This window comes from Rhodococcus koreensis, assembly GCF_900105905.1.
GTDB classification, from domain to species: Bacteria; Actinomycetota; Actinomycetes; order Mycobacteriales; family Mycobacteriaceae; genus Rhodococcus_F; species Rhodococcus_F koreensis.
In genome coordinates, this window is record NZ_FNSV01000005.1 from 5,171,061 (window position 1) to 5,194,669 (window position 23,609).

General features: G+C 68.4%; 19 protein-coding genes. 6 read left to right on the plus strand and 13 right to left on the minus strand.

What is annotated here, in order from left to right; all coding sequences use genetic code 11:
* Window positions 1-7: 7 nt before the first annotated feature.
* The 11 genes from BLV94_RS28225 to BLV94_RS28275 form a co-directional block, all read right to left on the minus strand.
* Complete coding sequence (locus BLV94_RS28225; protein WP_072942524.1) at window positions 8-2,179, minus strand: serine/threonine-protein kinase; 2,172 nt, start codon at window positions 2,177-2,179, stop codon at window positions 8-10.
* 40 nt (window positions 2,180-2,219) lie between these two features.
* The gene (locus BLV94_RS28230; RefSeq protein WP_072942523.1) at window positions 2,220-3,230 is read right to left on the minus strand and encodes a glutamate ABC transporter substrate-binding protein; all 1,011 of its coding nucleotides are present in this window, start codon (window positions 3,228-3,230) and stop codon (window positions 2,220-2,222) included.
* The gene (locus tag BLV94_RS28235) at window positions 3,230-4,576 is read right to left on the minus strand and encodes a hypothetical protein (protein ID WP_083395939.1); all 1,347 of its coding nucleotides are present in this window, start codon (window positions 4,574-4,576) and stop codon (window positions 3,230-3,232) included. Before BLV94_RS28235 ends, BLV94_RS28230 begins: the two co-directional genes overlap by 1 nt.
* A gap of 144 nt (window positions 4,577-4,720) precedes the next feature.
* Window positions 4,721-6,136: an amino acid permease gene (locus BLV94_RS28240; RefSeq protein WP_244163858.1), complete on the minus strand. Its 1,416-nt coding sequence runs from the start codon at window positions 6,134-6,136 to the stop codon at window positions 4,721-4,723.
* A gap of 300 nt (window positions 6,137-6,436) precedes the next feature.
* Window positions 6,437-7,033, minus strand: a complete 597-nt coding sequence (locus BLV94_RS28245) for a short chain dehydrogenase (protein ID WP_072942519.1) — start codon at window positions 7,031-7,033, stop codon at window positions 6,437-6,439.
* Window positions 7,030-8,955 carry an APC family permease gene (locus tag BLV94_RS28250; RefSeq protein ID WP_072942518.1) on the minus strand — a complete coding sequence of 642 codons (1,926 nt, stop codon included), beginning with the start codon at window positions 8,953-8,955 and terminating at the stop codon, window positions 7,030-7,032. Before BLV94_RS28250 ends, BLV94_RS28245 begins: the two co-directional genes overlap by 4 nt.
* 143 nt (window positions 8,956-9,098) lie before the next feature.
* Window positions 9,099-10,592: a gamma-aminobutyraldehyde dehydrogenase gene (locus BLV94_RS28255; protein WP_083395688.1), complete on the minus strand. Its 1,494-nt coding sequence runs from the start codon at window positions 10,590-10,592 to the stop codon at window positions 9,099-9,101.
* Window positions 10,592-11,704, minus strand: a complete 1,113-nt coding sequence (locus BLV94_RS28260) for a proline racemase family protein (RefSeq protein ID WP_072942516.1) — start codon at window positions 11,702-11,704, stop codon at window positions 10,592-10,594. Before BLV94_RS28260 ends, BLV94_RS28255 begins: the two co-directional genes overlap by 1 nt.
* Before the next feature lie 17 nt (window positions 11,705-11,721).
* Window positions 11,722-12,624, minus strand: a complete 903-nt coding sequence (locus BLV94_RS28265) for a dihydrodipicolinate synthase family protein (protein WP_072942515.1) — start codon at window positions 12,622-12,624, stop codon at window positions 11,722-11,724.
* Window positions 12,625-12,642: 18 nt separating this feature from the next.
* Window positions 12,643-13,350 (minus strand): GntR family transcriptional regulator, encoded by a 708-nt coding sequence (locus BLV94_RS28270; RefSeq protein WP_072942513.1) that lies wholly within the window; start codon window positions 13,348-13,350, stop codon window positions 12,643-12,645.
* Window positions 13,351-13,394: 44 nt separating this feature from the next.
* The gene (locus BLV94_RS28275; protein ID WP_072942512.1) at window positions 13,395-14,660 is read right to left on the minus strand and encodes an NAD(P)/FAD-dependent oxidoreductase; all 1,266 of its coding nucleotides are present in this window, start codon (window positions 14,658-14,660) and stop codon (window positions 13,395-13,397) included.
* Between the two features lie 268 nt (window positions 14,661-14,928).
* Between BLV94_RS28275 and BLV94_RS28280 the strand changes: the two genes are divergently transcribed.
* The 6 genes from BLV94_RS28280 (at window position 14,929) to BLV94_RS28305 (ending at window position 20,054) form a co-directional block, all read left to right on the plus strand.
* Window positions 14,929-15,657 carry a GntR family transcriptional regulator gene (locus BLV94_RS28280; protein WP_083395689.1) on the plus strand — a complete coding sequence of 243 codons (729 nt, stop codon included), beginning with the start codon at window positions 14,929-14,931 and terminating at the stop codon, window positions 15,655-15,657.
* A gap of 387 nt (window positions 15,658-16,044) precedes the next feature.
* Entirely contained in the window at window positions 16,045-16,893 is an 849-nt protein-coding gene (locus BLV94_RS28285) for a substrate-binding periplasmic protein (protein ID WP_072942510.1), read from the plus strand.
* An 11-nt stretch (window positions 16,894-16,904) separates the two neighbouring features.
* Entirely contained in the window at window positions 16,905-17,639 is a 735-nt protein-coding gene (locus tag BLV94_RS28290) for an amino acid ABC transporter permease (RefSeq protein ID WP_072942509.1), read from the plus strand.
* Between the two features lie 52 nt (window positions 17,640-17,691).
* Window positions 17,692-18,480 (plus strand): amino acid ABC transporter ATP-binding protein, encoded by a 789-nt coding sequence (locus BLV94_RS28295; RefSeq protein ID WP_072942507.1) that lies wholly within the window; start codon window positions 17,692-17,694, stop codon window positions 18,478-18,480.
* A gap of 45 nt (window positions 18,481-18,525) precedes the next feature.
* Window positions 18,526-19,299: an SDR family NAD(P)-dependent oxidoreductase gene (locus tag BLV94_RS28300; protein WP_208613717.1), complete on the plus strand. Its 774-nt coding sequence runs from the start codon at window positions 18,526-18,528 to the stop codon at window positions 19,297-19,299.
* Entirely contained in the window at window positions 19,296-20,054 is a 759-nt protein-coding gene (locus tag BLV94_RS28305) for an SDR family NAD(P)-dependent oxidoreductase (protein ID WP_072942505.1), read from the plus strand. The genes BLV94_RS28300 and BLV94_RS28305 overlap by 4 nt, the downstream gene beginning before the upstream one ends.
* A 21-nt stretch (window positions 20,055-20,075) precedes the next feature.
* Here the strand turns inward: BLV94_RS28305 and BLV94_RS28310 are convergent, their stop codons facing one another.
* Together BLV94_RS28310 and BLV94_RS28315 are read right to left on the minus strand one after the other, a co-directional pair.
* Complete coding sequence (locus BLV94_RS28310; RefSeq protein WP_072942503.1) at window positions 20,076-21,671, minus strand: alpha/beta fold hydrolase; 1,596 nt, start codon at window positions 21,669-21,671, stop codon at window positions 20,076-20,078.
* A 93-nt stretch (window positions 21,672-21,764) separates the two neighbouring features.
* A complete protein-coding gene (locus BLV94_RS28315; RefSeq protein WP_072942501.1) occupies window positions 21,765-23,372 on the minus strand; it encodes an SLC13 family permease in 1,608 nt (535 codons plus the stop codon).
* Window positions 23,373-23,609: the final 237 nt, after the last annotated feature.

The window sequence follows — 23,609 nt, forward strand, 5'->3', positions numbered from 1 at the left end:
ACCGGCGCTACAGCCACGTGGTCGGGCGGATCAGATTCGCGAGATCCACCAGCGTGTACCGGTGCCTGCGCTCGGGCGCCTTGCGGGCGAGGGCACGGAGCGCCGCCTCTGCCCCGGTGCGCAGACCGCGCTCGGTGAACGGCACACCGAGGATCCTCGTCGCCTCGGGGACACCGCCGGCATGCAACCAGTCCACGGCCACCCCGAGAACGAGCACGCGGGTCTGGAGCGCGCGTCGCTCGTCGTGGGCGAGCAGTTCGACGCGGCGGGCCGCCTCCTGCAGATCCAGTTCGCTCACCTCCGCGAGGGGCCGATCGTGGACGAGCATCAGCACACTCGTCAACCGCGCCTCGGCGTAGTGCCGGGACGTCGGCGGCACCTCGTCGAGCGCCTCCACCGCGTTGACCCGGTCGTCGCGGTGCTCGAGTTGCCGTGCCAGCCCGAACGCGGCACTGACCGCGCCGTGATCGGTGCGCCACACCGTGCGGTAGTACTTCTCGGCGGTCCCGCGCCACCGCCCGAGGTTCTCGGCGGCGCGGTATTCGCACCACATCTCGGACGTCGCCGCGAGCGCGAGTTTCGGGGCCTCCTCGCCCGGTAGCGCCGTCAGGACCGAATCGAAGCGGGTGAACGCCTCCTCGAAGTCGCCGCCCACCAGAGCGCACAGCCCGGTGTGCCAGTCGACGCGCCACGTGTCCTCGAGTTCGTGGTCGAGGGATTCGAGGATGGTGGTGGCATCACGCGGCTGCCCGAGGTCGAGGTGCGCGCGCACCTCGGCGAGCGGGATCTCGATGCTCGTGGACTCCACGCCCTCCTTCGCCGCCACCTCCTTCGCCCGGTGCAGCGAATCGAGGAGTTCCCGCGGTCTGCTGTGCACGACGGACAACAGCGGGGCGGCCGGATCGTCCGGGTCCACCAGCGGAATCGGCAGTGCCCGAACGATGCTCATCGCGCTGATGCGTTCGTCCCGGCGATGCCCGTCCACGTAGACGTCGGTGCGGCTGATCGTGAGGTCGGTCCCGAACGTCGTGCGCTGCGGGCTGAAACGGTGGGACAGTCCCGGCTGCGGGTTTCCGGTCCGCTGCGCGCGCACCTCTCGCAGAACACCCTGGAGCTGCGTCGACATCTCGTCGGCCGACGCGAAACGCTTGGCCGGGTCGGGGTGGATGGACCGGAGTAGCAGCCGCTGGTAGAACTCGTATTCCGCCAGCAGCGGCGCCGCCTCCGGAGTCGGCAGGCCGTCGACGTAACAGCCCCCGGCGGTGGGCATGTCGAGGGTCAGCACGGCGAGCGTCCGCCCGACGGTGTAGATGTCCGAGGCGACGGTGGGCCCGGTGGTGGCGATCTCGGGGGCTTGGTAACCCTGTGTGCCGTAGATGTATCCGTGATCGCCGATCCTGGCGACCGCGCCCATGTCGATGAGCTTGAGCTGGTCGTAGTCGTCGCCGATCATGATGTTCTCGGGTTTGAGGTCGTTGTACACCAGCCCCATCGAGTGCAGGTATCCGAGCGCAGGCGTGACTTCGAGGAGGTAGCGGATGGCATGCTCCACCGGCAGCCTCGGTTTCGGGTCGTCGGGCGCCGCCTCCTCCTTCAGTTCGGTGAGCACGTCCCGCAGGGTCCGGCCCCGGACGTACTCCATGACGATGTAGCCGACGGGATTGCCGTCCATCCCGGGGTGTTCGACGAAGTTGTAGATCTTCACGATGCTCGGGTGCGTCACCTCGGCGAGGAACCGGCGTTCGGCGAGCGCCACTTCCTGGGCCTCGGGGTCGCCCGAATGCAGCAGGCCCTTGAGGACGACCCAGCGGTCGCTGACGTTGTGGTCGAGCGCGAGGTAGATCCAGCCGACGCCGCCGTGGGCGAGGCACCCGAGGACCTCGTACTGACCCGCCACCAACTCGCCCGCCTCCAGTTGGGGGGCGAACGAGAAAACGGTCCCGCAGTGCGTGCACACCCCCTCCGTGTCGCCCGGCCGGGCCGCGGTGGAGCGTCCGACCGGCCGCTTGCAGCGGTCGCAGTACCGTTTGTGCTCGGCGAGAACGGGATTGGTCAGGAGCATCGACAGGTCGGAGGTGTGCGCGGCGTCCGGCACCGTGCGGGACGAGGGGACTTCGTCCTCGTCGTCGTCCGCGAACGGATCGAACCGCACTCCGCGTGTGGATTCCGGTTCGTCCATCGGGGTTCGCCTGGTCTCGTCGCTCACGGTCGGTGACACCTCAGTCCCGGTAGGTGGCGGTCGGCGGTCCCGTGACGGGTCCGAGTACCGTCAGCCAGCTGTCGTAGAGCCTCATCCACGTTCCGTCTGCGCGCATCCGATCCAGCGTCCCGTTCACGAAGCGCACCAGATCCTCGTTGCCCTTGTTGACCCCGATACCGTACGGCTCCGACTGCAGCGGCGGGCCGACGATCTCCAGATTCGGATCCTGCTCGGCGAGCCCGGCCAGGATGGAGTCGTCGGTGCTCGCGGCGTCGGCCCGACGCTGCTGGAGCGTCACGAGGCAGTCGTCCCAGTCGGGCACCGTCACGATCGTGGCCTCGGGCTGCACCCGGCGAACGGTGTCCAGTGAGGTGGTGTCGGCGACGGTGCAGACGCGCTTGCCCGCCAGATCCTCCGGGCCGGAGATACCGGAGACCTTCGGCACCAGCAGTCGCTGGTACGCCTGGAAGTACACGGTGGAGAAGGCGACGCGCTCGGACCGTTCACACGTGATCGTCGTGCTCTTGACGACGAGATCCACGGCCTTCTTCTCGAGGGCGTCGAAACGGTCGCCGGACGTGAGCAGGCGGAACTCGACCCTGCCGGGGTCGCCGAACAGGTCCCGCGCCATCTCACCCGCGACGTCGACGTCGAATCCCATCAGCATGCCGGTCGTCGGGTCCCGGAAACTGAACAGGTTGGTGTTCTGGTCGATCCCGACGACGAGCCTGCCGCGCGCGGTGATCTCGGCCAGCGCGCTTCCCGGCGCCCGGACGTCCGGCGCGGTGACCGGGCGGAGGCTCGCCAGCGCGCCGCAGGAGTCGGGTGCGGGTGGTTCCGCGGGCACGTCGCCGGTCGGCGGATGGATCTGAAGCCCGTTCGTCAACGGCTGTTCGGAGTAATCACCGCTGGCGATGGGAGTGAGGGGTTGCGGGGCGGCGCATCCGGCCGCGAGAACGGTGGCCGCGGCGGCCGAAAGGATGAGGGCGCGCGGGCACGTGCGCCGTCTCGGTCGCCTCACCCGCGTCATCAGTGGTACTCGTTCAGTCTGGGCCAGATCCCCCCACCGACGGCGAACCCGCAGAGCACGCCGATCACCATGCTACCCACCGCGAGCAGCGACAACGAGCGAAAGGACTCGGTCATTCCGTCGACTTCCTCGCCGCGGAAGCTGTCGATACCGTGCTGCAGCGCCTCGTCGAGGGCCGCGAACGTCGCGGGAGACGCGGAGTCCGCGGGGCCGATCGCGACGGCCGTCGCCCCCGGGTAGTCCCCCACCTCCAGCCTCTGCTCCAGCATGTCGTGCGCGTGCCGCCAGTCGCCGAGTGCCGTCACCGCCTCGTCGATCGGTTGCGTGGCGTCCGGTTCGTGAGAACCGCCCTGCAGGCCCGCGAGGACCTCGGCCAGCGCGGCGGAGCGGTGGGCGTAGTCGATCTCGGACTGTTCGTCGGAGCCACGCTGCAGCAGCGCGAGGGTCTCGTCCGCCCGGGCCTGCTGAGCGAGGATCCTCGCCTGGGTGATCGTCGCGAGTGGTTGCGCCCCTTCGGTTCTCGCCCGATCAGTGGCCGCGGTGGAGACCAGGGTGGCGCCGGCCAGCCAGACCAGGAGGGTGGCGGCGAGCAGGGACGCGACGACGAGGCCGGGGTTGATGCGGCGTTTGCTCTTGCGCGCCAGGTACACCTGCGCGAGGAGGAGCGCGACGAGCAGGGCGACGGTGGCGGCGAACGCGACTCTGGGGAGCCGCCCGGTGAGGACTTGAGTGTCGGCGACGGCCCTCGACTGCTCCGAGTACAGACGCTCGGCGGCGGGCAGGATCGTGTCCTGCATCATCGAGGACGCGTCGCTGAGATAGGCGACGCCGACCGGGTTGCCCGATCGGTTGTTGGCGCGGGCCGTCGCGACCAGGGTGGTGTACGCGGCGAGGTTCCGGGACACCTCGGACAACTGGGCGAGGGCGGCGGCGTCGGTCGAGTCGACCCCGTTCGACGCGGTGACCAGCGCATTCGACGCGTCCCCGATCGCCTGGTTGTACCGATTGCGGACGGCGATCGGCTCGACGCCGCCCGAGATGAACGACGTGGCCGCCGCGGCGTCGGCGATGGACAGCGAACTGTAGAGCCGTTCGGCCGCGTAGGTGAGGGGTTCGGTGTGCGTCCGCAGCGTCTCGATGCGTTGTTGCCGGGCGCCGATCGCCGCCGACGTGACCGCCCCGGTCGCCAGCGCCGCGGTGACGAGCACGATTCCCAGCACGGACAGCCGTCCCGGGGTCGAGACGAGGAATTCCCGCCACGGCCGGCGCCGGGAGTCGGGCTCGACGAGCAGCGACTCGTCGAGCGAGTGTTCTTCGGTGACGACGTCGTCTCCGCGGTGGAACACGGTGTCCTCCTCCGCCGAGGTCTTCTGCAAGTGTGCCCCGATTCGCGGCGGGTCGTGCCGGAAAAAGCCGATGTGGCATCGGGGGCACAAAAGAGGGGCAGGGACCGCCGGTGCGGTCCCTGCCCCTCTTCGACAAGGCGTGTGTCAGTGTTGTTCGCGCGTCACGATTCCGACGAGTTGTTCCGCTTCGACACCCGTGGCGGCGGGTTCGGCGGCCGGTTCCGCGGGCGGGGTGACGGTGTCGAGGCGTTCGGCGCTGGTGCGGCTGCGCCGGCGGAACTCGTAGCCGATCAGGATGAAGGCCAGAGTCACCACACTCAGCCAGAACTGCGAACGGGTGGTGGGGAGCACGGCCATGGCCGCGATCACCGTCCCCATCAGCGCGATGGTCGCGTAGCTGAGCCAGGGGAACAGCCACATCTTCAGGGTGAGGGCCCCGGGATCCTGCGCCTCCAGCTTCCGGCGGAGCGCGACCTGGGAGATCGCGATCATGAGGTAGACGAAGAGCGCCACGGCGCCGTACGAGTTGACCAGGAACGAGAACACGAGATCCGGGGAGACGAACGCGGCGATCACCGAGGCGTATCCGATCACCGTCCCGGCGAGGATGGCGCGCCGGGGCACTCCGCCACCCGACAGGCGGGTGAACATGTGCGGGGCGTCGCCGTTGCGGGTGAGGGCGAAGAGCATCCGCGAGGACGTGTACAGGGCGGAGTTCAGGCAGGACAGCACCGCGGTGAGGATGACGACGTTCATGATCGTGGCCACCCCGGGAATGTGCAGGGCGGACAGGGCCGCCGCGTAGGGGCTGACGCCGACGGCTTCGGCGCTCCACGGCACCACGGCGACGACCACGAAGATGGATCCGACGTAGAACGTGATGATCCGGACCACGATGGAGCGCATCGCCCGGGCGACGGCCTTCTTGGGTTCCGCGGACTCGGCGGCCGCGATGGTCACGATCTCGGCGCCGGTGAAGAAGGCGACGCAGGGAACGACCGCGGCGAGTACCGCGCCCCAGCCGAGCGGAGCGAATCCGCCGTGATCGACGAGGTTCGCCACCCCGGGGGTCGAATCCGGCCACAGTCCGGTGATCCACAGGGCACCCAGACCGAGGAAGAGGACGATCGCGATCACCTTGATCGACGAGAACCAGTACTCGAACTCGCCGAACGACCGGGCCGACACCAGATTGGTGCAGGTCAGGATGACGAGAAGGCCGAGGCTGAGGATCCACAGCGGCGCGGACGGCAGGTAGAGCTGGAGTATTCGGCCACCGGCGATGGCTTCGACGGCGACGACGATGACGAAGAAGTACCAGTACATCCAGCCGACGGAGAATCCGGCGCGATTGCCGAGCGCTTCCCTGGCGTACACGTAGAACGATCCGACCACCGGCTTGGCCACGGCCATCTCCGCCAGCATCCGCATGATCAGGAGCGTGATGACCCCCGCGATGAGAAACGACACGATCGCCGCCGGGCCCGCGCTCTCGATGACGACACCGCTGCCGACGAACAATCCGGCACCGATCACGCCGCCCAGGGCGATGAGATTCATGTGCCGCTTCTTCAGACCCTTCCCGAGACCGGAGTCCTGGGATTGGGCCGGGGGTGGTGTTGCAGTCACGTTTTCCTCCACTGTGCGCTGACCGGAAACGTCAGGTCGCCATCGCGATCCGGGTCGGATCACCGGCGGTTGGAACGGAGAACAGTGCCGGCGGAGAAAGAGGAGACGATCCACCGCGAACTGAACTGTTGATGTGATGCACAACACTGTATGGAGGGTGCGGTGGGGAGCACAGTGCCAGTTCCGGAGCGCCTCTGAGGTCCAGATTGTGAGGTTTGACGGCTGCTGCCGTTACCCCAGTTCGTAGACGCGGCCGGTGTGGATCCCGGCCACCGATTTGACGAACGCGCGCGCGACGTCGGCGGCGGGAACGGGCGCGAATCCGGGGAAGAAGTCGCCGTAGACGTCGAGTGCTTCGGTGACGACGCTCGGGCTGACCGCGTTGATGCGGATGCCGCGCGGAAGTTCGGCTGCGGCCGCTTTCACGAACGCCTCCAGGGCCCCGTTGACGGTCGACGCGACCACACCCGAGCGAATGGGTTCGCGGGCGAGCACCCCCGTGACCAGGGTGAACGAGCCGCCGTCGGCGACGAACGGCAGCCCGCGCAGGACCAGTTCGATCTGCCCGAGCAATTTGTCGTCGAAACCCTGCCGGAAGTCGCTGGTCGTGGTGTCGCCGAAGGCAGGGAACGGGGTGACACCCGCGGTGCTGACCACCGCGTCCACCGTCCCGACCCGTTCGTACAGCGCGGTGACGGACGCGGCATCCCGGAGGTCGACCGCGACCTCGGTGGAGCGGGATGCGACGACGACGTCGTGGTCGGGTGTCAGGGCGTCCACCACCGCCGTGCCGATGCGGCCGGTGCCTCCGACGACGAGAACCTTCACGAGTTGACCTCCTGTCCGTGCACGGCGGCGACCGGTGTCGCCCGGTGTGCCGGTGTGCGGGTGGGTGCGGCGGGTTCGACCGCTAATCCGGAGTCGGCGAGCGCGGCGTCGAGTTGTTCGGTGTGGAAACCGCTGCGGACGGCCCACACGTAACTGACCAGGGCCAGCGTGATCACGACCAGCAGGTCCCAGTAGTCGGCGAGCGGCGGTTCGTCGAGAGGACCGAATTCGCCGTAGTAGGACACCAGCAGCGTCGCGAGGAGGGTGGCGATCAGCCAGACACCGGCGTCGAGGTGACGACGGCCGGCCGGAGTGCTCACCACCCGCAGCGCGAGCACGAAGGCCAGCAGTGCCGCGGTCATCGCCGCGAAGTAGACCGGGAACGACCAGCTGCCGGCCCGCTGCACCTCGGTGGTGTTCATGAACCATCCGCCGCGGGAACTGACGTAGATCCACACGACCAGGAACACCGCCGAGATGGACCACCCGGCGGGCCTGCGAACCCAGCCGTGGTTCACCGACGTGTAGGCGCCGTAGATGCTCACCCCGGCGAATGCGATGACCAGGAGCTGCGCGAGGGACGCGAAGCCTGCGGCGTAGACGATGAACAGGCCTGCCGCGTAGCCGGCGGGCGCCCAGAAACCGATTGCGGGCAGCCGCCAGGTGCGGTCCGCGTGGGGTGCGGTCTTGCGGAGCACCGGTGCGATCGCGCTGCCCATCAGGTAGCTCAGCACCAGGCAGACCGACACCACCGACACCAGCTGGTACCAGCTCGGGAACGGGAGCATGAAGAGCGCGCTGACCACGATCGCGACCACGAGCGACACCCACGGGATGCCGTACCGGTTCACCTTGGCGAGACCCTTCGGCGCGTACTTGTCTATGCCGAACGCGAACGAGGCCCGGGCGGCACTGCCGAGGGTGACCCAGCCGTTGCCCGCCGGGGAGATGGCGGCGTCGATCAGCAGGACGGTGGCGAAGGCGCCGAATCCGGCCGCGCCGAGAGCCTGGAACAGCGGGGCCGACGCCCAGTCGCTGGTCCGCAGACCCGCCCAGTCTCCGACGGAGATCCCGGCGTCGGACCAGTCGAGTGCGCCGAGGAAGCCGATCTGCAGGCCGATGTACACGACCATCGGGATGAGGATGGAGAGCACGATCGCCAAGGGGATGTCGCGCTTGGGGTTTCGCGCCTCCCCGCCGTAGTCGAGCACCTGCCGGGAGCCGAGGTAGCCGAACGCGATCCCGCCGATCGCGAGAGCGTGCACGATGCCGCCCGCGCCGGTGGGGAGGAAGCCGCCGCCGACGGTGAGGTTGCTCGAGTTGAACGCGAAGAACAACAGGAGGAACGTCAGGCACGGGACGACGAGCTTCCACATCGTCACATACGTGTTGACCTTCGCCAGCAGTTTCACGCCGAACAGGTTGAGGACGAAGAAGATCGCGAGAATGCCGATGCCACAGAGTATTCCGTTCGGCCAGGCGAGGATGGTGGTGCCCTGCTCCACCTTCACCAGGCCGAGATGGGGGAAGCGGCCACCGAGATAGGTCAGGACGGCCTGCGCTTCGATGGCGGGCAGGCAGACGGTCCCGATCCAGTATCCCCAGCCGGTGATCCACCCGGCGAATGCACCGTGAGAGAGCGCCGGATAGCGCACGATCCCACCCGATCTCGGGAACAGGGTGCCCAGTTCGATCCAGGTCAGCGACACGACGATGAACAGGCCCGCGCCGAGGATCCACGACAGGATGGCGGCCGGGCCTGCGACCGACGCCGACGACAGCACCGCGAACAACCAGCCGGAGCCGATCTGCGTGCTGACCCCCAGCAACGTCAGCTGCCAGAGCCCGAGGGTTCTCTTCAGTTTGTGATCGGGAGCGTCCGGGGACCCGGGCGCAGAAGGTGAATCCGGTAATGTGCTCATGTGAATCCTCCTTGGGGATTCAGGTGCCCGCTCTCATTGGCGTGAGGTTTCGGCGGGCGCCGGGGACCATCGTGTCCGGGGGTCGACCTCCTCGGCAGAAGAGATCGACCCCGCCCCGGTGGGTTGCTGAAAAGTGTTCGGGGTCAGTGTCTGCCGAAGATGAGGTCGTGCCAGCCCTTGTGTGCCTCTCCGGTGATGTCGGACATGACGTGCTTGACGTTGGTGTACTCGTCGAACGAGTAGGTGGACATGTCCTTGCCGAATCCGGAGGCCTTGTAGCCGCCGTGCGGCATCTCGCTGATGATCGGGATGTGGTCGTTGACCCACACGCACCCGGCCTGGATTTCCCGGGTGGCCCGCTGCGCCCGGTACACGTTCTGCGTCCAGGCGGATGCGGCGAGGCCGTAGGGGGTGTCGTTGGCGAGGGTGATGGCCTCGTCGTCGGTGTCGAACGGCAGTACGACCAGGACGGGGCCGAAGATCTCCTGCTGGACGATCTCGGAGTCCTGCGTCGCGTCGACGATCAGCGTCGGCTCGTAGTACGCGCCCGCGGTCGGGGTGTGTTTCGGGATACGGCCGCCGCGAACCACTTTCGCGCCGGAGTCGCGGGCCCGGTCGACCATCGCCGCGACCTGGTCGCGCTGCTTCAAGGAGATCAGCGAACCCATGTCGGTGTCGGTGTCGTCGGCGGGGCCGACCTTCACCTCGTCCATCAGTTCGGCGACCCGCCGGACGAAGTTCTCGTAGAGCGGACGCTGGACGTAGGCGCGGGTGGCGGCGGTGCAGTCCTGGCCCGCGTTGATCAGCGAACCGGCGACGGCGCCGCGGGCGGCCGCCTCGATGTCGGCGTCGTCGAACACCACGAACGGTGCCTTGCCGCCGAGTTCCAGATGGACCCGTTTGACGCTGCCGGCCGCGGCCGCGGCGACCTGCTTGCCGACCGGCGTCGACCCGGTGAACGAGACCATGTCCACATCGGGATGCTCGATCAGAGCCTGTCCGGCAATCCGTCCGGCTCCGGTGAGGATGTTGACGACGCCGTCCGGCACGCCGGCTTCCTTCGCGGTCTCGGCGAAGAGCAGCGACGTCAGCGGGGTGAGCTCGGAGGGCTTGAGGACGATGGTGTTGCCTGCGGCGACCGCGGGCAGGATCTTCCAGGCGGCCATCTGCAGCGGGTAGTTCCACGGCGAGATCGACCCGACGACGCCGATCGGCTCGCGCCGGATCGACGAGGTGTGATCGCCGGAGTACTCCCCGCTCGCCTTGCCCTCCAGATTGCGGGCGGTGGTGGCGAAGAACGTGACGTTATCGATGACCCCGGGGATGTCGAAACCGTCGGCCAGCTTGATCGCCTTGCCGCCGTTGCGGCTCTCCAGGGCGGTCAGCTCCGTGCTGCGGGACCGCAGGACCTCGGCCCAGCGCAGCATGATGTCCGAGCGTTCGGCGGGCGTGGTGCGGGACCAGCCCGGGAACGCGGCGCGAGCGGCCGCGACGGCGGCGTCGACATCCCCGGTGGCCGCGGCCAGGCCGGTGGTGATCGGCTCACCGGTGGACGGGTCGATGATCGTCAGCTCCGTGTCGGAGCTGCCGTGCCGGCGTTCCCCGGCGATGAACTGCAGCTTCTCGTGGGTGGTCATCAATTCTCCAGATCGAGTTGGTCGAGTAGTTGCCGGGCGTCGTCGCCCTGGGACTCCGGGCCCCACAGGTCGCCCAGGGTGTAGCCGCGCGGAAACGGGTCGTCCGCGTCGAGGACGTACTGGTTGAACCCGGTGATCCAGCCGCGACCGCTGACCGACGGCAGCACCGCCCGGTGCGGTCCGACGTCGGTGATGTCGGTGAGTGTGCCGGTGAACGTGGTGCCGGGCAGGCTCTCGTGGACGAACTGCTCTCCGAGCGCCAGTTCGCCGCGCGCGTGCTTGGCGGCCATCCGCCCGCAGGTGCCGGTGCCGCACGGCGACCGGTCCAGCGCGCCGGTCCACGTCGTCGGGTCGTCGAGGTCGACGGTGCCGTTGGGCAGGACGACGGTGTTGCGCCCGGAGACCCCCGGGGTCGGGGACGGGCCGTGGATCATCGTCAGTGCGACGTGGTCGATGTCCGGGTTGAACGGGTGCCGGACCGCGACATCGCGTTGCGCGACGGTGCGCAGCACGGCCCCGGCGCGGGCCAGGTCCTTCGCGGCGCCGGGCACCAGTTCGACACCGAGGTCGGCGGCCTTGGCCTGGACGAAGAACTGCCCGCCGAAGACGATGTCCACCGGGACGGTGCCGTATTCGGGCAACTCGAGCGGATGGTCGATGGCCACGGCGAACGCGGGGACGTTGTCGAAGGTGACCCGCACGACCCTGCCGCCGGCGATGTCGGCGCGCACGTGCACGACACCGACGGCGGTGTCGACCTTCAGCTTCGTCACCGGCTCCTGCACCGGCAGGGTGCTGGTCTCCAGGAGCGCGGTGACGGCGCAGATGAGGTTGCTCCCGGACATCGGCCGGAATCCCCCTTGTTCGAGCACCACCATGCCGAAGTCGCTGTCCGGGTTGACCGGGGGCAGCACCAGGACGGCGCACAGTCCGGGATAGCCGCGCGGCTCGTGCAGCATCAGCAACCTCAGATCGTCGAGGTGCTCACGGCAGTACTGCAGCCGGTCGGCCATGGTGGCGCCTTTGACGTGCAGGTGGCTGCCGATGAGCACCCGTCCGGGCTCGCCGGCGGCGTGGACGTCGACGGCGTTGATGGTCTGCCTGGGGATCACGGTCTCGTCCTTCGGTTCTAGTTCTCGACGACGCTGACGCCGGCCGCGACGAGGAGGCGGCGGAACTCGTCCCGGAACTCCGGTGCCAGTGGCAGCACCGGGCGGCGGGTCGGGCCCGCGTCCTGGCCGACGAGCTCGAGGCCGGTCTTGATAGCGCAAGCGTAGTTGTGTGTTTCGAGGAATTCGCAGATCGGGAAGATCTTCGTCCACAGTTCCCGGGCGGCAACCAGATCGCCGCGGACGGCGAGGGCGTCGAAGAAGTCCGCGCACAGCTGCGGGATGACGCTCGCGGTCCCCCACACCGACGCCTTCGCGCCTGCGGCGAGCCCGGCGAACGAGAGGGTGTCCCAGCCGTTCAGCGCGGTGATGTCCGCGGCGTGGTGGTTCAGCACGGACGCGAACTTCGCCGCGTCTCCGCCGGTGTCCTTGTAGGAGTTGACGCGGGTCTTGCGTGCCAGTTCGGCGAACTGCGCCGGCGCCAGGTCCACCCCGGTGGCGGAGGGGAGGTTGTAGTACATGATGTCGATGTCGACCGCGTCGGACACCGCGCTGTAGTGCGTCAGCAGTTCGTCCCAGGACGGGGTGTCGTAGAACGGCGGGACGATCATCACCGCGGCGGCGCCGGCGTCGGCGGCGTGCTTGCTCAGCTCGACGGTCTCGGCGGTGCTCAGTGCGCCGGTGCCGGCGACGACGGGGACCCGGCCCGCCGCGGCCTCGATGTACAGCTCCGTCGCCCGCTTGCGTTCGTCGGTGGACAGGGTCGTGAACTCACCGGTGCTACCGCCGGGGACGAGGCCGTTGATACCGCCGCCGATGATGTGCTCGGCCTGACGCTTGATGCCGTCGGGGTCGACGGCCGATCCGTCGGCGGTCAACGGGGTGACGACCGCGGCGAGGATTCCGCTGAACTGCGTGCTCATGAATTGTCTCCTTGTGTGTCAGGGGTGGTCGGAGTCGCCGATGATCGAGACGACTTCTTCTGCGCTGCTTCGGATGTGCCGGGTCACTTCGGCCCGGATGATGTCGGGGTCCCCCAGTTCGATGACGTCGACCAGCCGGGCGTGCATGGCGAGGTCGCGGTCGGGGTCGTAACGGGTGGCCTGGTCGACCGTCATGGCCATGCGGATCTGCGCCGCCACGAGAGGCCAGATCTTGATCAGCATCTCGTTGCCCGACGCCAGCCACAGCGTGCGGTGGAACTCGAGGTGCGTCAGGTCGGACGCCACCACGTCGCCGGAGGCGATCGCCGTTCGGTGGGCGTCGAGTGCCTGCCGCAGGGTGTCGAGTCCGCCGCGGGTGGGGTCGGCGGCCAGCCGTTGCGCCGCCGTGGTCTCCAGCGAGACACGGACCTCGGCGAGGTCGAGCAACGCGTGCGGGCTGGTCTGCGCCACCCGAATCCCCTTGTACGGCTCCTGGATCAGGGTTCCCTCGTGAATCAGCACGTGCACTGCTTCGCGCAGGGTGGGCCTGCTGACGCCGAGGACGGCGGCGAGTTCGACTTCCTTGATCCGCTGGCCGGGTTGCAGTTCCCCCGTCAGGAGGGCCCGGCGGATCGAGTCGGCCACTTCTTCCCGGCGCGTGCCGCTGCTGATCGGCTGCAGACCGCGGACGACGCCGGTGCCGGTAGCCGGTTGTGCGATCGTCATGGCGTGAGGTTTCTTTCTCGGAAGGCGCCTGCCGAGACGGCCGATCAGGCGCGGCGCAGGGCGCGCCGGGATAGGAAGCGGTTGGGCGAAATCGAGGTGGCGATCTCCGGAACACGATGATTGACAATGGTTTCGGTGATGATCTCGGCGGTACCCGGCGCCAGAGTCAGGCCCAGCATGCCGTGCCCGGAGGCGATGTAGGCGTTGTCGAGGTTCCCGAACTTGCCGACGATCGGCAGGCCGTCCGGGGTCATCGGACGCAGTCCCGCCCACGGCGCCGCCGCTCCGGGCGGGTTGTCCCAGCCGTCGAAGTTCTCGGCGGCCGCACGCTGGATGGCGGCGACCCGGGTCTGGTTCACGCTCTCCTCGAAGCCGCCGAACTCCATGGTTCCGGCGAGCCGGATCATGCCGTCGAGCGGGGTGACCGCCACGCGGGCGTCCTCGAGTGTCAGGGAGGTGTTCAGCTTGATCGGCGCCGGACTGTAGTCGACGCTGTAGCCCTTGCCCGGACGGATCGGCATCGGGGCGCCGAGTTCCTTCGACAGCGGGCCACTCCACACGCCTGCCGCGAGCAGCAGCGCGTCGCCGTCGATCTGCTCGCCCGTGTCGGTGACGACACCGGTCACGGTGGAGCCCCGGCGCAGGAACCGGCCCACCTTGGTGTTCTCCCGGATCTGCACCCCGAGTTCCTCGCAGCGCTTGACCAGCGCACGGGTGAGGGAGTCCGGTTCGAGCTGGCGGTCGTCGGCGAAGAAGAGGCCGTGCTTGATCCGGTGGTTGAGCGCGGGCTCGGTTTCCTGGACGCCGTCGCTGTCCAGGTGGGTCGGGTGCATGCCGAAGCCCTCGAAGATCTGCAGGGATCCGCAGTGCTCCTCGTAGCGCTCCCGGGTCTCGAACGCCAGCAGTACACCGGCCTTGTGCATCTCGAATTCGATGCCGTCCTTGGTGTATTCGTCGAGCAGGTCGTTCGCGTCGGACGCCAGCCGCAGGTGTGTCTCCAGCCCGAAACGGAAGTCCCGGGCGTTACAGTGCCGCGCCATCGTCAGCATGAACTTGATGAAATCCGGTGCCACCGAAGGCTTCACGTAGAGCGGGCTGTCGGGCTTGAGCATCCACCGCAGTCCCTGCAGGATGACGCCCGGCGCCGGGACCGGCCCGCTCTCGGCCAGCGCGATCTTCGCGGCATTCCCGTGGGTGGCGGCCGACCCCGCGGTCCGGGCTTCCAGTACGACGACCTCGCAGCCGGCCTTGGCGAGACGGTACGCACTCGCCAAGGCGACGACACCACCTCCGACAACAACGATTCGCATGATGTCTTCAGCCTCCTGACAGCGCCGACCGGCGCTTCGATGCAACCGGTGGGTCGCGAAAAATGTGAGATGCAGTTTGTCAGACAATCTGCGCTTGTGATGGGCAACACTAAGCACTCCGTCGACCCGCTGTCAACGGCTGGGGAAAATTGGCGTCCCTCCCGTGATCGAACGGGGCTTCTCTACGTCCATATGGGTCCCAGGTCCGGGATTGTCAGGCAATATGCATAATGGGTTTCAAGGAAGTCCCCACTCGACAAGGCGGATCATGGCGAAGTCACCGGCCACGGCCGACGGCACGGCGGCAGTCGCACCGAGCAGTGCCTCGGCGCTGCTGCCGGTCGCCTCGACCACCCGCCGCGACGGCGTCATCGCCGAGATCAAGCGCGCGATCGTGCTCGGCGCCCTGCAGCCCGGCGAGAAGCTCACCGAGGCCCAGCTGTCGTCTTCGCTGAGCGTGAGCAGGCCTACCGTCCGCGAAGCCCTCAACCAGCTGGCCCAGGAGGGGCTGCTCGTGCAGGAGCCGTACCGCGGCCTGCGGGTGGCGTCTCTCGACGCCAAGGCCCTCCTCGACATCGCCGAGGCGCGCGTCGCGATCGACATGCAGGCGATGACCGCGATCCTCGCCGACGGCTCCGGCCGACGCCTCGAGATGGTGATGGCCAGCTGGCGCGAGTACGCGCGGCTCGCCTTCGACCCCGACCCGCTCGTCCAGCACGATGCCCACCTGCGATTTCACCGCAGCATCTGGGCGGCGTCGGAGAACTACCTGCTGCTGAAGCTGTGGCCGGTCACCGAGGCCCACATCACGATCGCGCTCGCGCAGGACCAGTTCACCCGGTCGGACCCTCAGCGTGCCTTCGAGGTCCACGAGCGGCTGGTCGACGCGATTCGCACGCGCAACCTCGACAAGATCCGGGCGGCTTTCGTCGCGCACACCATCGACAGCGCCGAAGAACTCGTCGCACTGATGGCGGCCGCCGAGGTCTCGGACTGAGCTTCGGGCCCCTTCGGAAGGCTGCGGCCGCCGAGATAACCCGAAATTTACACACCGTCGGCTGACGCGCACCGGCGCAGGCGCGACCGGACAATCCCCAGCTCAGCTGCCCGTGGGCTCCTCTGCGCACGATGGTTTTGTTTCGTCCGGGTGACGCCGATCGACCGAAGTCTCGAAAACCTTCCGCGACCTCTTGCGCTCCGTCTGATTGTTTGACAATCTTACGTAGGAGGAAATGCGGCGTGGATCACACTTTCGCCGACTTCCGCACCAGCCGAGCCATGGAGACACACGCGCTTCGCTCGAATCGCCTCACCGAACTCGGAATTCGGACCCAGTGCCGCCGCACCCCACGGCGCCTGCACCCTGCACACGAAGAGGGCAGTCATGCAAAAAAGCACCAAGAGAGTTCTCGGCGTCGCCGGTATCTGCGTCGTCGCCGCGGCATCCGGCTACGTCGGCGCCGGCCTGAGCAGCGGATCGGAGTCCGGCGGCGTCGGGGGTCCGCAGGGCTCGTTCATCGACGACATCAAGGATCGGGGGGAACTGCGGGTAGGTGTGGCAATCGCCGCGCCGATGACCGTCCAGGGCGCCGACGGAACGCTCGGGGGACCGAACCTCATCCCACTGCGGGCGCTGGCGGACCAACTCGGGGTGGAACTGAAGCCGGTGGCCGCCGAATGGAAGAACATCGTCGCGGGACTGCAGGCCGATCGCTACGACTTCGCCGCCAACCTCGACTACACCGTCGAACGGTCGCTGGCCATCCAGTTCACCGATCCGGTCTACGAGTACCAGGCGGTGTACGTGGTGAAGGCCGACTCGCCGCACACCACCGCCGAACAGATCAGGGCGGACGGGGGTGCCGTCGCGACCGCGCAGGGCTCCGCTCCTGAAAAGGCGGTTCAGGAAACAGGATTGACCGTCATGCCGGTGGACAACTATTCCAACGCGCTCTCCGCCCTCCAGGCAGGTCGCGTGATCGCGGAGTTCGCCGATCTGCCGACCGCCGAGGCCCAGACCCTCGCCGATCCCAGCCTGAAGATCGTCGTGCCCAATCCGCCGATCTACTCCGCGTCGGCCGCGTACGGTATCCCCGCCGACACCGACACGCGGTCGCTGCAGATCATCAACATCGCCATCGAGCGTGCACGCGAGAGCGGACAACTCGCCCGCGCCTACGCCGACGTCGACTACCACGAGATCGACGATCTCGGCGACCTGGTCAAGAAGTAGGGGCGGCAGCCATGAACTACGAATTCGACTGGACCATCGTCGCCGACGCGTTTCCCCTGATGCTCGAGGGCCTGGTCGTCACGCTCGAACTCACGGTCGTCACCATCGCGATCAGCATGGTCCTCGCCGTGCCCGTCGCGGTCGCGCGGATGTCGGAGATCGAACTGGTCCGCTGGGGGGCGCAGGCCTACATCGAAGTGTTCCGGTGCACCCCGATGCTCGTCCAGCTCTTCTGGATCTTCTACGCACTCCCCGCCCTCACCGGTCTGACGATCTCCGGATTCACCTCGGCGATCATCGCACTGTCGGCGAACCTGACCGCATTCATGGCCGAGGCCTACCGAAGCGGATTCCAGGCAGTGCCCGTCGAGCAGGTCGAAGCCGGCAAGATGCTGCGCCTGACGCGACTGCAGCAGTTGCGCTACATCATTGTTCCCCAGGCGATTCGGCAGCAGACGCCGGTCATCCTCTCGCTGAACATCTCGATCTTCAAGGATTCGGCCCTGGTGTCGACGATCGCGGTCGCGGACCTGATGTTCGTCGCCAACACGATCTCGTCCGAGACGTACCGTTCGCTGGAAGTCTTCACCCTCGCCGCGGTGATCTACTTCGCGGTCGCGTTCCCGGTCTCCCTGGCCACCAGCAATCTCGAACGACGCATGCAGCAGAACTCGGCACGCGGGGCAACGGGCAGCCAGAGCTTCTTCAGCCGCATGATTCCCGGGCGACGGGTGGCGACGGCATGACGACAGACCACCGCACCCCCACCGATCGCACGAACCGAACCAGAGGCCAGCGATGAAAACCCTCGAATCCACCGCACCGTTCCACACCGAAATCGGCGGCGTCCTCGTCTCCGCCCGCGGCCTGCAGAAGAGCTTCCACGGCCGCACCATCATGCGCAACGTCGACTTCGACATGCACGCCGGCGACATCACCGTCATCATCGGCAAGAGCGGATCCGGCAAGAGCACCATGCTGCGCGCGCTCGCCGGTCTCACCGAGCCCGACGAGGGAACCATCGACTTCGACGGCGTCCGCGTCTTCGAGGACCAGCAGCGCACCGAGGCGTGGGCGGACAAGAGCTTTCACGTCGGCATGGTGTTCCAGACGTACACCCTCTGGCCGCACATGAACGTCCTCGACAACCTCACCCTCGCGCCCCGCAAACGGCTCGGCATGTCCGGCTCGGAGGCACGGGACCGCGCCGAGTCCGCGCTCGCGGAGGTCGGGATGAAGCAGCACATCCTCAGCCGGTGCACCCAGCTGTCCGGCGGTGAACGCCAGCGCGTCGCCATCGCCCGCGCGTTGATGATGAAGCCGCGACTGCTGCTGTGCGACGAGATCACGTCGGCGCTCGACCCGCCGGTGGCCGCCGAGGTGCTCGAGGTGCTGCGGCGCCTGAAGGCCGAGGAGGGCATCGCCATCGCACTGGTCACCCACGACATGGCCTTCGCGTCGAAGGCGGCCGACCGCCTGGTGTTCTTCCAGGACGGCGAGATCGCCGTGAACACCACGCCGGAACTCGCGTTCACCAGGTCCGACAACGAAGAGCTGAACAAGTTCATCGACGCCGTCCGGTTCTGACCGCACCACCCCCCGACACTCCGATCGAACGGGAGCCGCTAGACCATGAGCCCAACCCAGACCATTCGCAGGTTCGACGACCACGTCGTGATCGTCACCGGCGCCGGCGGCGGCATCGGTGCCGCGATCAGCGCCCGGTTCGCCGGCGAGGGCGCTCGCGTCCTCGTGTGCGACGCCGACGACGCAGCTGCCAAGGCCGTCGCCGACGAACTCGCCGGGCGGGGTCTGCTCGCCGAGGCCCGGGTCTTCGACGTCACCGACCCCGACGCGTGCGCGGCACTCGCCGCGGACGTCGTCGAGAGCCACGGCCGGATCGACGTCCTGGCGAACAACGCGGGCATCAACCGCCGCGGCGACCTTCTGTCGCTGACCGAGGACGACTGGTCCGCCACGTTCGCCGTGAACGTCGACGCCCTCTTCCACCTGTGCCGCGCAGTCCTGCCGACGATGATCGGGGCAGGCGGGGGCGCCATCGTCAACACCGCGTCCCAGTGGGGCCTGTACCCGGCCCCGGGGCACGTCGCCTACAACGTCTCCAAGGCCGCGGTGGTCTCCTTCACCCAGAACCTCGCCCGCGACTACGCCCCGCACAACATCCGGGTCAACGCCGTGTGCCCCGGAGAGATTCGTACCCCGATGCTCGAGGCAGGCCTGGCCCGCAAGGGCCTGACGGTCGCCGATCTCGACGCGAAGGTCCCGTTCGGGAGGATCGGGCGACCCGAGGAGGTCGCCGCGCTCGTCGCGTTCCTCGCGTCGGACGAGGCCCCGTTCCTCTGCGGTGCGGCCGTGGAAATCACCGGCGCGCAGGCTGTCTCGTGAACATCCTCGCGGCAGGTCCGCTCGCAGGAAGGGCTGTCCTGGTGACCGGTGCGTCCCGGGGTATCGGTGCGGCCACCGCCCGCGTGATCCACCGTGACGGTGGCACCGTCGTCGTGCACTACGCGTCGAATGAGCGCGCTGCGAAGAACCTTGCCGAGGAACTCGGCGGCACTCGGGTGCACCTCGTCCAGGGGGACCTCACCGACCCCGCCGCCACCCGCGACGTGTGGGCGGAGGCGGTGCGTGTGTGCGGGCGGATCGACGTGCTGGTCAACAACGCCGGTGCCTGGATCGCGTCCCCGATCGACGACGAGTCCGAGTGGAACGAGGGGTGGACTCGCAACCTCGCCTTGAACCTCACCGCGCCCGCCGATCTGACCCGGTACGCGATCACGCATTTCCGCGAACACGGCGGCGGCGCCGTGGTCACCGTCGCCAGCCGCTCCTCCCATCGGGGTGACGACGCCGACCATCTGGCGTACGGTGCCGCGAAGGGCGCGATCCTGGCGCTCACCCGAGGTGTCGCCCGCGGCTTCGCCGGCGACGACATCCTCGCGTACGCGGTGGCACCGGGATGGGTGGCCACCGATCTCGCCGACGACGCGGTGACCAGCGGCGCCGCCGCCGCGCTACCCCTCGGCGAGGTCACACCGCCGCAGGACGTGGCCGAGACGATCGCGTTCCTCGCGTCCGGTCGTGCCCGTCACGCGACCGGGGCCACCGTCGACATCACGGGAGCCGACTACGTTCGCTGACAGTCCGGACGCGGACCGGGTTCACAGCGGTGCGGTGATCGGCGCCTCGGGTGCCTCCGTGACGTTCGTGTGCCCGGTCTCGAGGTACTCGGTGACGGCCTGGTCGACGACGGCGTTGCCGCCCTGGATCCCGGCGCCGTGATCTCCACCCCCGACGGTGACGAGGTTCGCCCCCATGTCGTGGGCGAGTCGAACTCCGCCCTGATAGGGCGTCTGCGGGTCGCGCAGGCCCTGCAGGACGAGCGGCGGCGTCGCCAGCCCCCGGTTGCTCAACGCGGGCGGCGCGACGACGGGCGGCGCGCCGGCGCAGAACGTTCCGGAGCTGTAGCCGTACCCGATGAGGTCGAAGAGATCTCCGGTGACGAACGTGGAGAACAGCCAGCCGGGGATGCGGTCCGGCCGCGCCGCGACGGTGTTCTCGTTGCACAGCACGAGCGTCTGCATCGTCTGGGACTGGAGCAGTCGCGCGTACTCCTGCTCCGTCAGGTCGTTCAGCCCGGCACCCTCGGGGATCGCGCCGGGTCCGTCGCGGACCACCCGGGCCAGGAGCGGCCAGTTGTTCCGGGCGGGAAGCAGTTGCCGTGTCATCACGTAGATGCTGGACGACGTCTGGGTGTGCGACGGATTTGCGATGCCACGGATGAAGGCCTCGAACTGGACCCGGGCAGGCCCGGTCAGATCGACCCCGCCGCGGTAGGCGTCGGCGAGCGATTCCAGGCCGGGCGGTACGTCACCGACCTGGGCGGGCGGCGGCGCGAGCGTCGGGTTGCCGCCCGCCTCCTCGACGATCCGGTCCGACCACCGCTGGTAGACCTTCAGCGGGGTGTCGCCGAGCCCGTACGTGTCGTCGTGGGCGGCGACCCAGTCCATGAGGTCGTAGAAGCGTTCCTTGTAACCGTCGTTCTGCTGCCACAGCACGTCGTTCCACAGCCACTTCTGGTCGACCGCGGAATCGAGGACCATCCGGCCGGTGTGCTGCGGGAACAGCGTCGCGTAGGTGGATCCGAGGATGGTGCCGTAGGACAGGCCGTAGATGTCGATGACGTCCTCGCCGAGTGCCGCCCGGACCTGCTCCCAGTCCCGCGCGGTGTTCTCGGTCGTCAGGTGCGCCGTGGTGCCCGGCGCCGCGGACTCGCACGCGGCACGCGTTGCGGCGCCGCCGAAGCCGAGGCCCATCGCCGTCGTCTGCTCGGGGGACAGGGCGCAGTCGACGGCACCGGCGTACGGGAGACCGCGCGGTTGCACACCGATCACGTCCCACTGTGCGCGGACGGCGTCGGGCAGCACGTCGACGAACATGCTGTTCGAGCCGATCGCGTCTCCGCCCGGCCCACCGGGATTGGTGAACAGCACGCCTCGCCGCGCGGCGGGATCCTCGGCGCGGTGGCGGGTGACGAGGACGTCGATCGTGCCGGCGGCCGGATCCGCATAGTTGCGGGGCACGGTGACCGACCCGCACTGCTCGGACGCCGGATCGAGTTCGTATTCGGCCGGGCAGGGCCCCCAGTCGAGTTCGTCGCTCGGCGCCGGCTGCGCGGCGGCGATCGGTGTGACCCCCGCCGCGACGACGACGCTGATGCCGACGGCCAGGGCCGCTCGTCCGAAGATCCCCCGCATACTCCCGCTGCCCCCTCGTGGTCTCGCGATCGTTCCGCGGCCAGTCTCTCAGATCTCGTCCACCGCAGCGGGATGTGCGACCGCGTCCGTGCGTCAGCCGGCGCCGAGACCGACCACGGCGACCATCAGTGGCAGCAGGACGATAATGAGGATTCCGCCGATGATGTCGAACGTGATCCCGCTTCGGATCATCGTAGTGATCCGTACCGCGCCGGAGCCGTAGACCACGGCGTTCTGCGGCGTCGACACCGGCAGCATGAAGCCGAACGACGCGGCGAACGTGGCCGCGAGGGCCGGGACGAACGGGTTGACCCCGGCCGCGATCGCCACCGGAATCACGATCGGCACCACGACCGCCGCGGACGCCGTGTTGCTCGTCGTCTCCGACACGGCGATGGCCAGGAGCACGGCGAAGATCGTGATGGCGACGACGCTCGTCAGGCCCAGCGAATCGGCGACCGAGGTGCCGATCGTCTCGGCGAGACCGGTGTCGGCGAGCAGCGACCCGAAGATGATACCGGTGCCGAACAGGACGATCGTGCCCCAGTCGATCTGCGCCGCGTCCCGCCAGCGCAGAGTGAACTCGCGTTGTTCCCAGTCGGTCGGCAGCAGGAACAGCAGCGCCGCCCCGAACACCGCCACCATGCCTTCGTCGAGGCGGTCGCTGATCGTCGCGTAGAGGTCGGAGTCGTTGCCGGCGATCACCGCGACGACGCCGGGCAGGATCCACAGCGACACCGTGACCCCGAACGCGATGAGCGTGTTCTTCTGGGCACGGGACAGGGGGCCCATGTCGGCGCGCTGCTCCGCCAGGTAGTCGGAGACGCCTTCGATGCGCCGGATCTCCGGCTTGTTGAGGCGCAGCAGGATGAAGGTGAGCGCAATGAACATCACCAAGCAGATCGGGACGGCCATGGCCACCCACTGCCCGAAGGTGATCCGCTCCCCGGTGGCCTCCTCGATGAGCCCCCGTCCGATCAGGTTCGGGGGGCTCCCGACCGGCGTCAGCAGGCCGCCCACGCTGGCGCCGTACGCGAGCATCAGCATGATCGCGGCGCCGACGCGGAGCCGCAACGGGTCGAAGTCCGGAGCGACCACACCGCGGTGCTGCATCACCTTGGCGATGACGCCGAGGATGCCCAGGGCCGTGGGCAGCAGCATGGCCACGGTCGCGGTGTTGGACACGAACGCCGACAGCCCGCACGTGATGACGCCGAACGCGACGATGACCCCGGTGGTGGACTGGCCGACCCGTGGCAGCGTCAGGATCCGGAACGCGAACCGCCGCGCCACGCCGTGCTCGAGCATCGCCTGGGCGAGGATGAACGCGCCGATGAACGTGAAGATCGTCGACGAACCGAACGCCGAGAGGACCTCGTCGGCAGGCGCCACCCCCAGAAACACCACGACGGCCACACCGAGCAGCCCGCCGATCGGGATCGGCACCGCCTCGGACACCCACAGCACGATGACGCCGAGCAGCACGCCCGCCAGCGTCTGCTGGTTCGGCGGAATCTCGAGGGGAAGCGCGAGGAATCCGATCGTGATCAGCGGGGCGAGAAAGAGCCCGATCGTGCGGCGGCCCTTCTCGAATCGCTCCTCCGCGGGCGAGAGGTGCTGCTCGCCGAGGCTGCGGTACGTCGAGTGTCCGAGCAACGCCTTGTCGACGTCGGTTCGGTCGCCCTGGTTGTCGGTGGTCATGGCGCCTCCCGCGGCGACGTGGATCGGTACCGAAGTAGTACCCGTCGGGAGGGGCGTTATGCGCTCCGCGCGACCCGGGCCCGACCACCGCCGACCTCGGATCCGTACAACCTCTGGTCCCTCTCCTCCCCGCAAATCTGGCTCTGGGCGGTCGCTGTTTCCGAGTCGTAAGGTGAGGTGACTCACCAAATGAGTGATGTGGATCACACCTGCTCGGTGCCCGCCCTGCACCACCGT

Coding starts and splice junctions, on each gene's coding strand:
- BLV94_RS28295 (WP_072942507.1), top strand. CDS start 17,692: ATGAAAACCCTCGAATCCACCGCACCGTTCCACACCGAAATCGGCGGC.
- BLV94_RS28290 (WP_072942509.1), top strand. CDS start 16,905: ATGAACTACGAATTCGACTGGACCATCGTCGCCGACGCGTTTCCCCTG.
- BLV94_RS28265 (WP_072942515.1), bottom strand. CDS start 12,624: ATGAGCACGCAGTTCAGCGGAATCCTCGCCGCGGTCGTCACCCCGTTG.
- BLV94_RS28270 (WP_072942513.1), bottom strand. CDS start 13,350: ATGACGATCGCACAACCGGCTACCGGCACCGGCGTCGTCCGCGGTCTG.
- BLV94_RS28250 (WP_072942518.1), bottom strand. CDS start 8,955: ATGAGCACATTACCGGATTCACCTTCTGCGCCCGGGTCCCCGGACGCT.
- BLV94_RS28315 (WP_072942501.1), bottom strand. CDS start 23,372: ATGACCACCGACAACCAGGGCGACCGAACCGACGTCGACAAGGCGTTG.
- BLV94_RS28275 (WP_072942512.1), bottom strand. CDS start 14,660: ATGCGAATCGTTGTTGTCGGAGGTGGTGTCGTCGCCTTGGCGAGTGCG.
- BLV94_RS28285 (WP_072942510.1), top strand. CDS start 16,045: ATGCAAAAAAGCACCAAGAGAGTTCTCGGCGTCGCCGGTATCTGCGTC.
- BLV94_RS28230 (WP_072942523.1), bottom strand. CDS start 3,230: ATGACGCGGGTGAGGCGACCGAGACGGCGCACGTGCCCGCGCGCCCTC.
- BLV94_RS28280 (WP_083395689.1), top strand. CDS start 14,929: ATGGCGAAGTCACCGGCCACGGCCGACGGCACGGCGGCAGTCGCACCG.
- BLV94_RS28300 (WP_208613717.1), top strand. CDS start 18,526: ATGAGCCCAACCCAGACCATTCGCAGGTTCGACGACCACGTCGTGATC.
- BLV94_RS28240 (WP_244163858.1), bottom strand. CDS start 6,136: ATGAATCTCATCGCCCTGGGCGGCGTGATCGGTGCCGGATTGTTCGTC.
- BLV94_RS28225 (WP_072942524.1), bottom strand. CDS start 2,179: ATGGACGAACCGGAATCCACACGCGGAGTGCGGTTCGATCCGTTCGCG.
- BLV94_RS28310 (WP_072942503.1), bottom strand. CDS start 21,671: ATGCGGGGGATCTTCGGACGAGCGGCCCTGGCCGTCGGCATCAGCGTC.
- BLV94_RS28255 (WP_083395688.1), bottom strand. CDS start 10,592: ATGACCACCCACGAGAAGCTGCAGTTCATCGCCGGGGAACGCCGGCAC.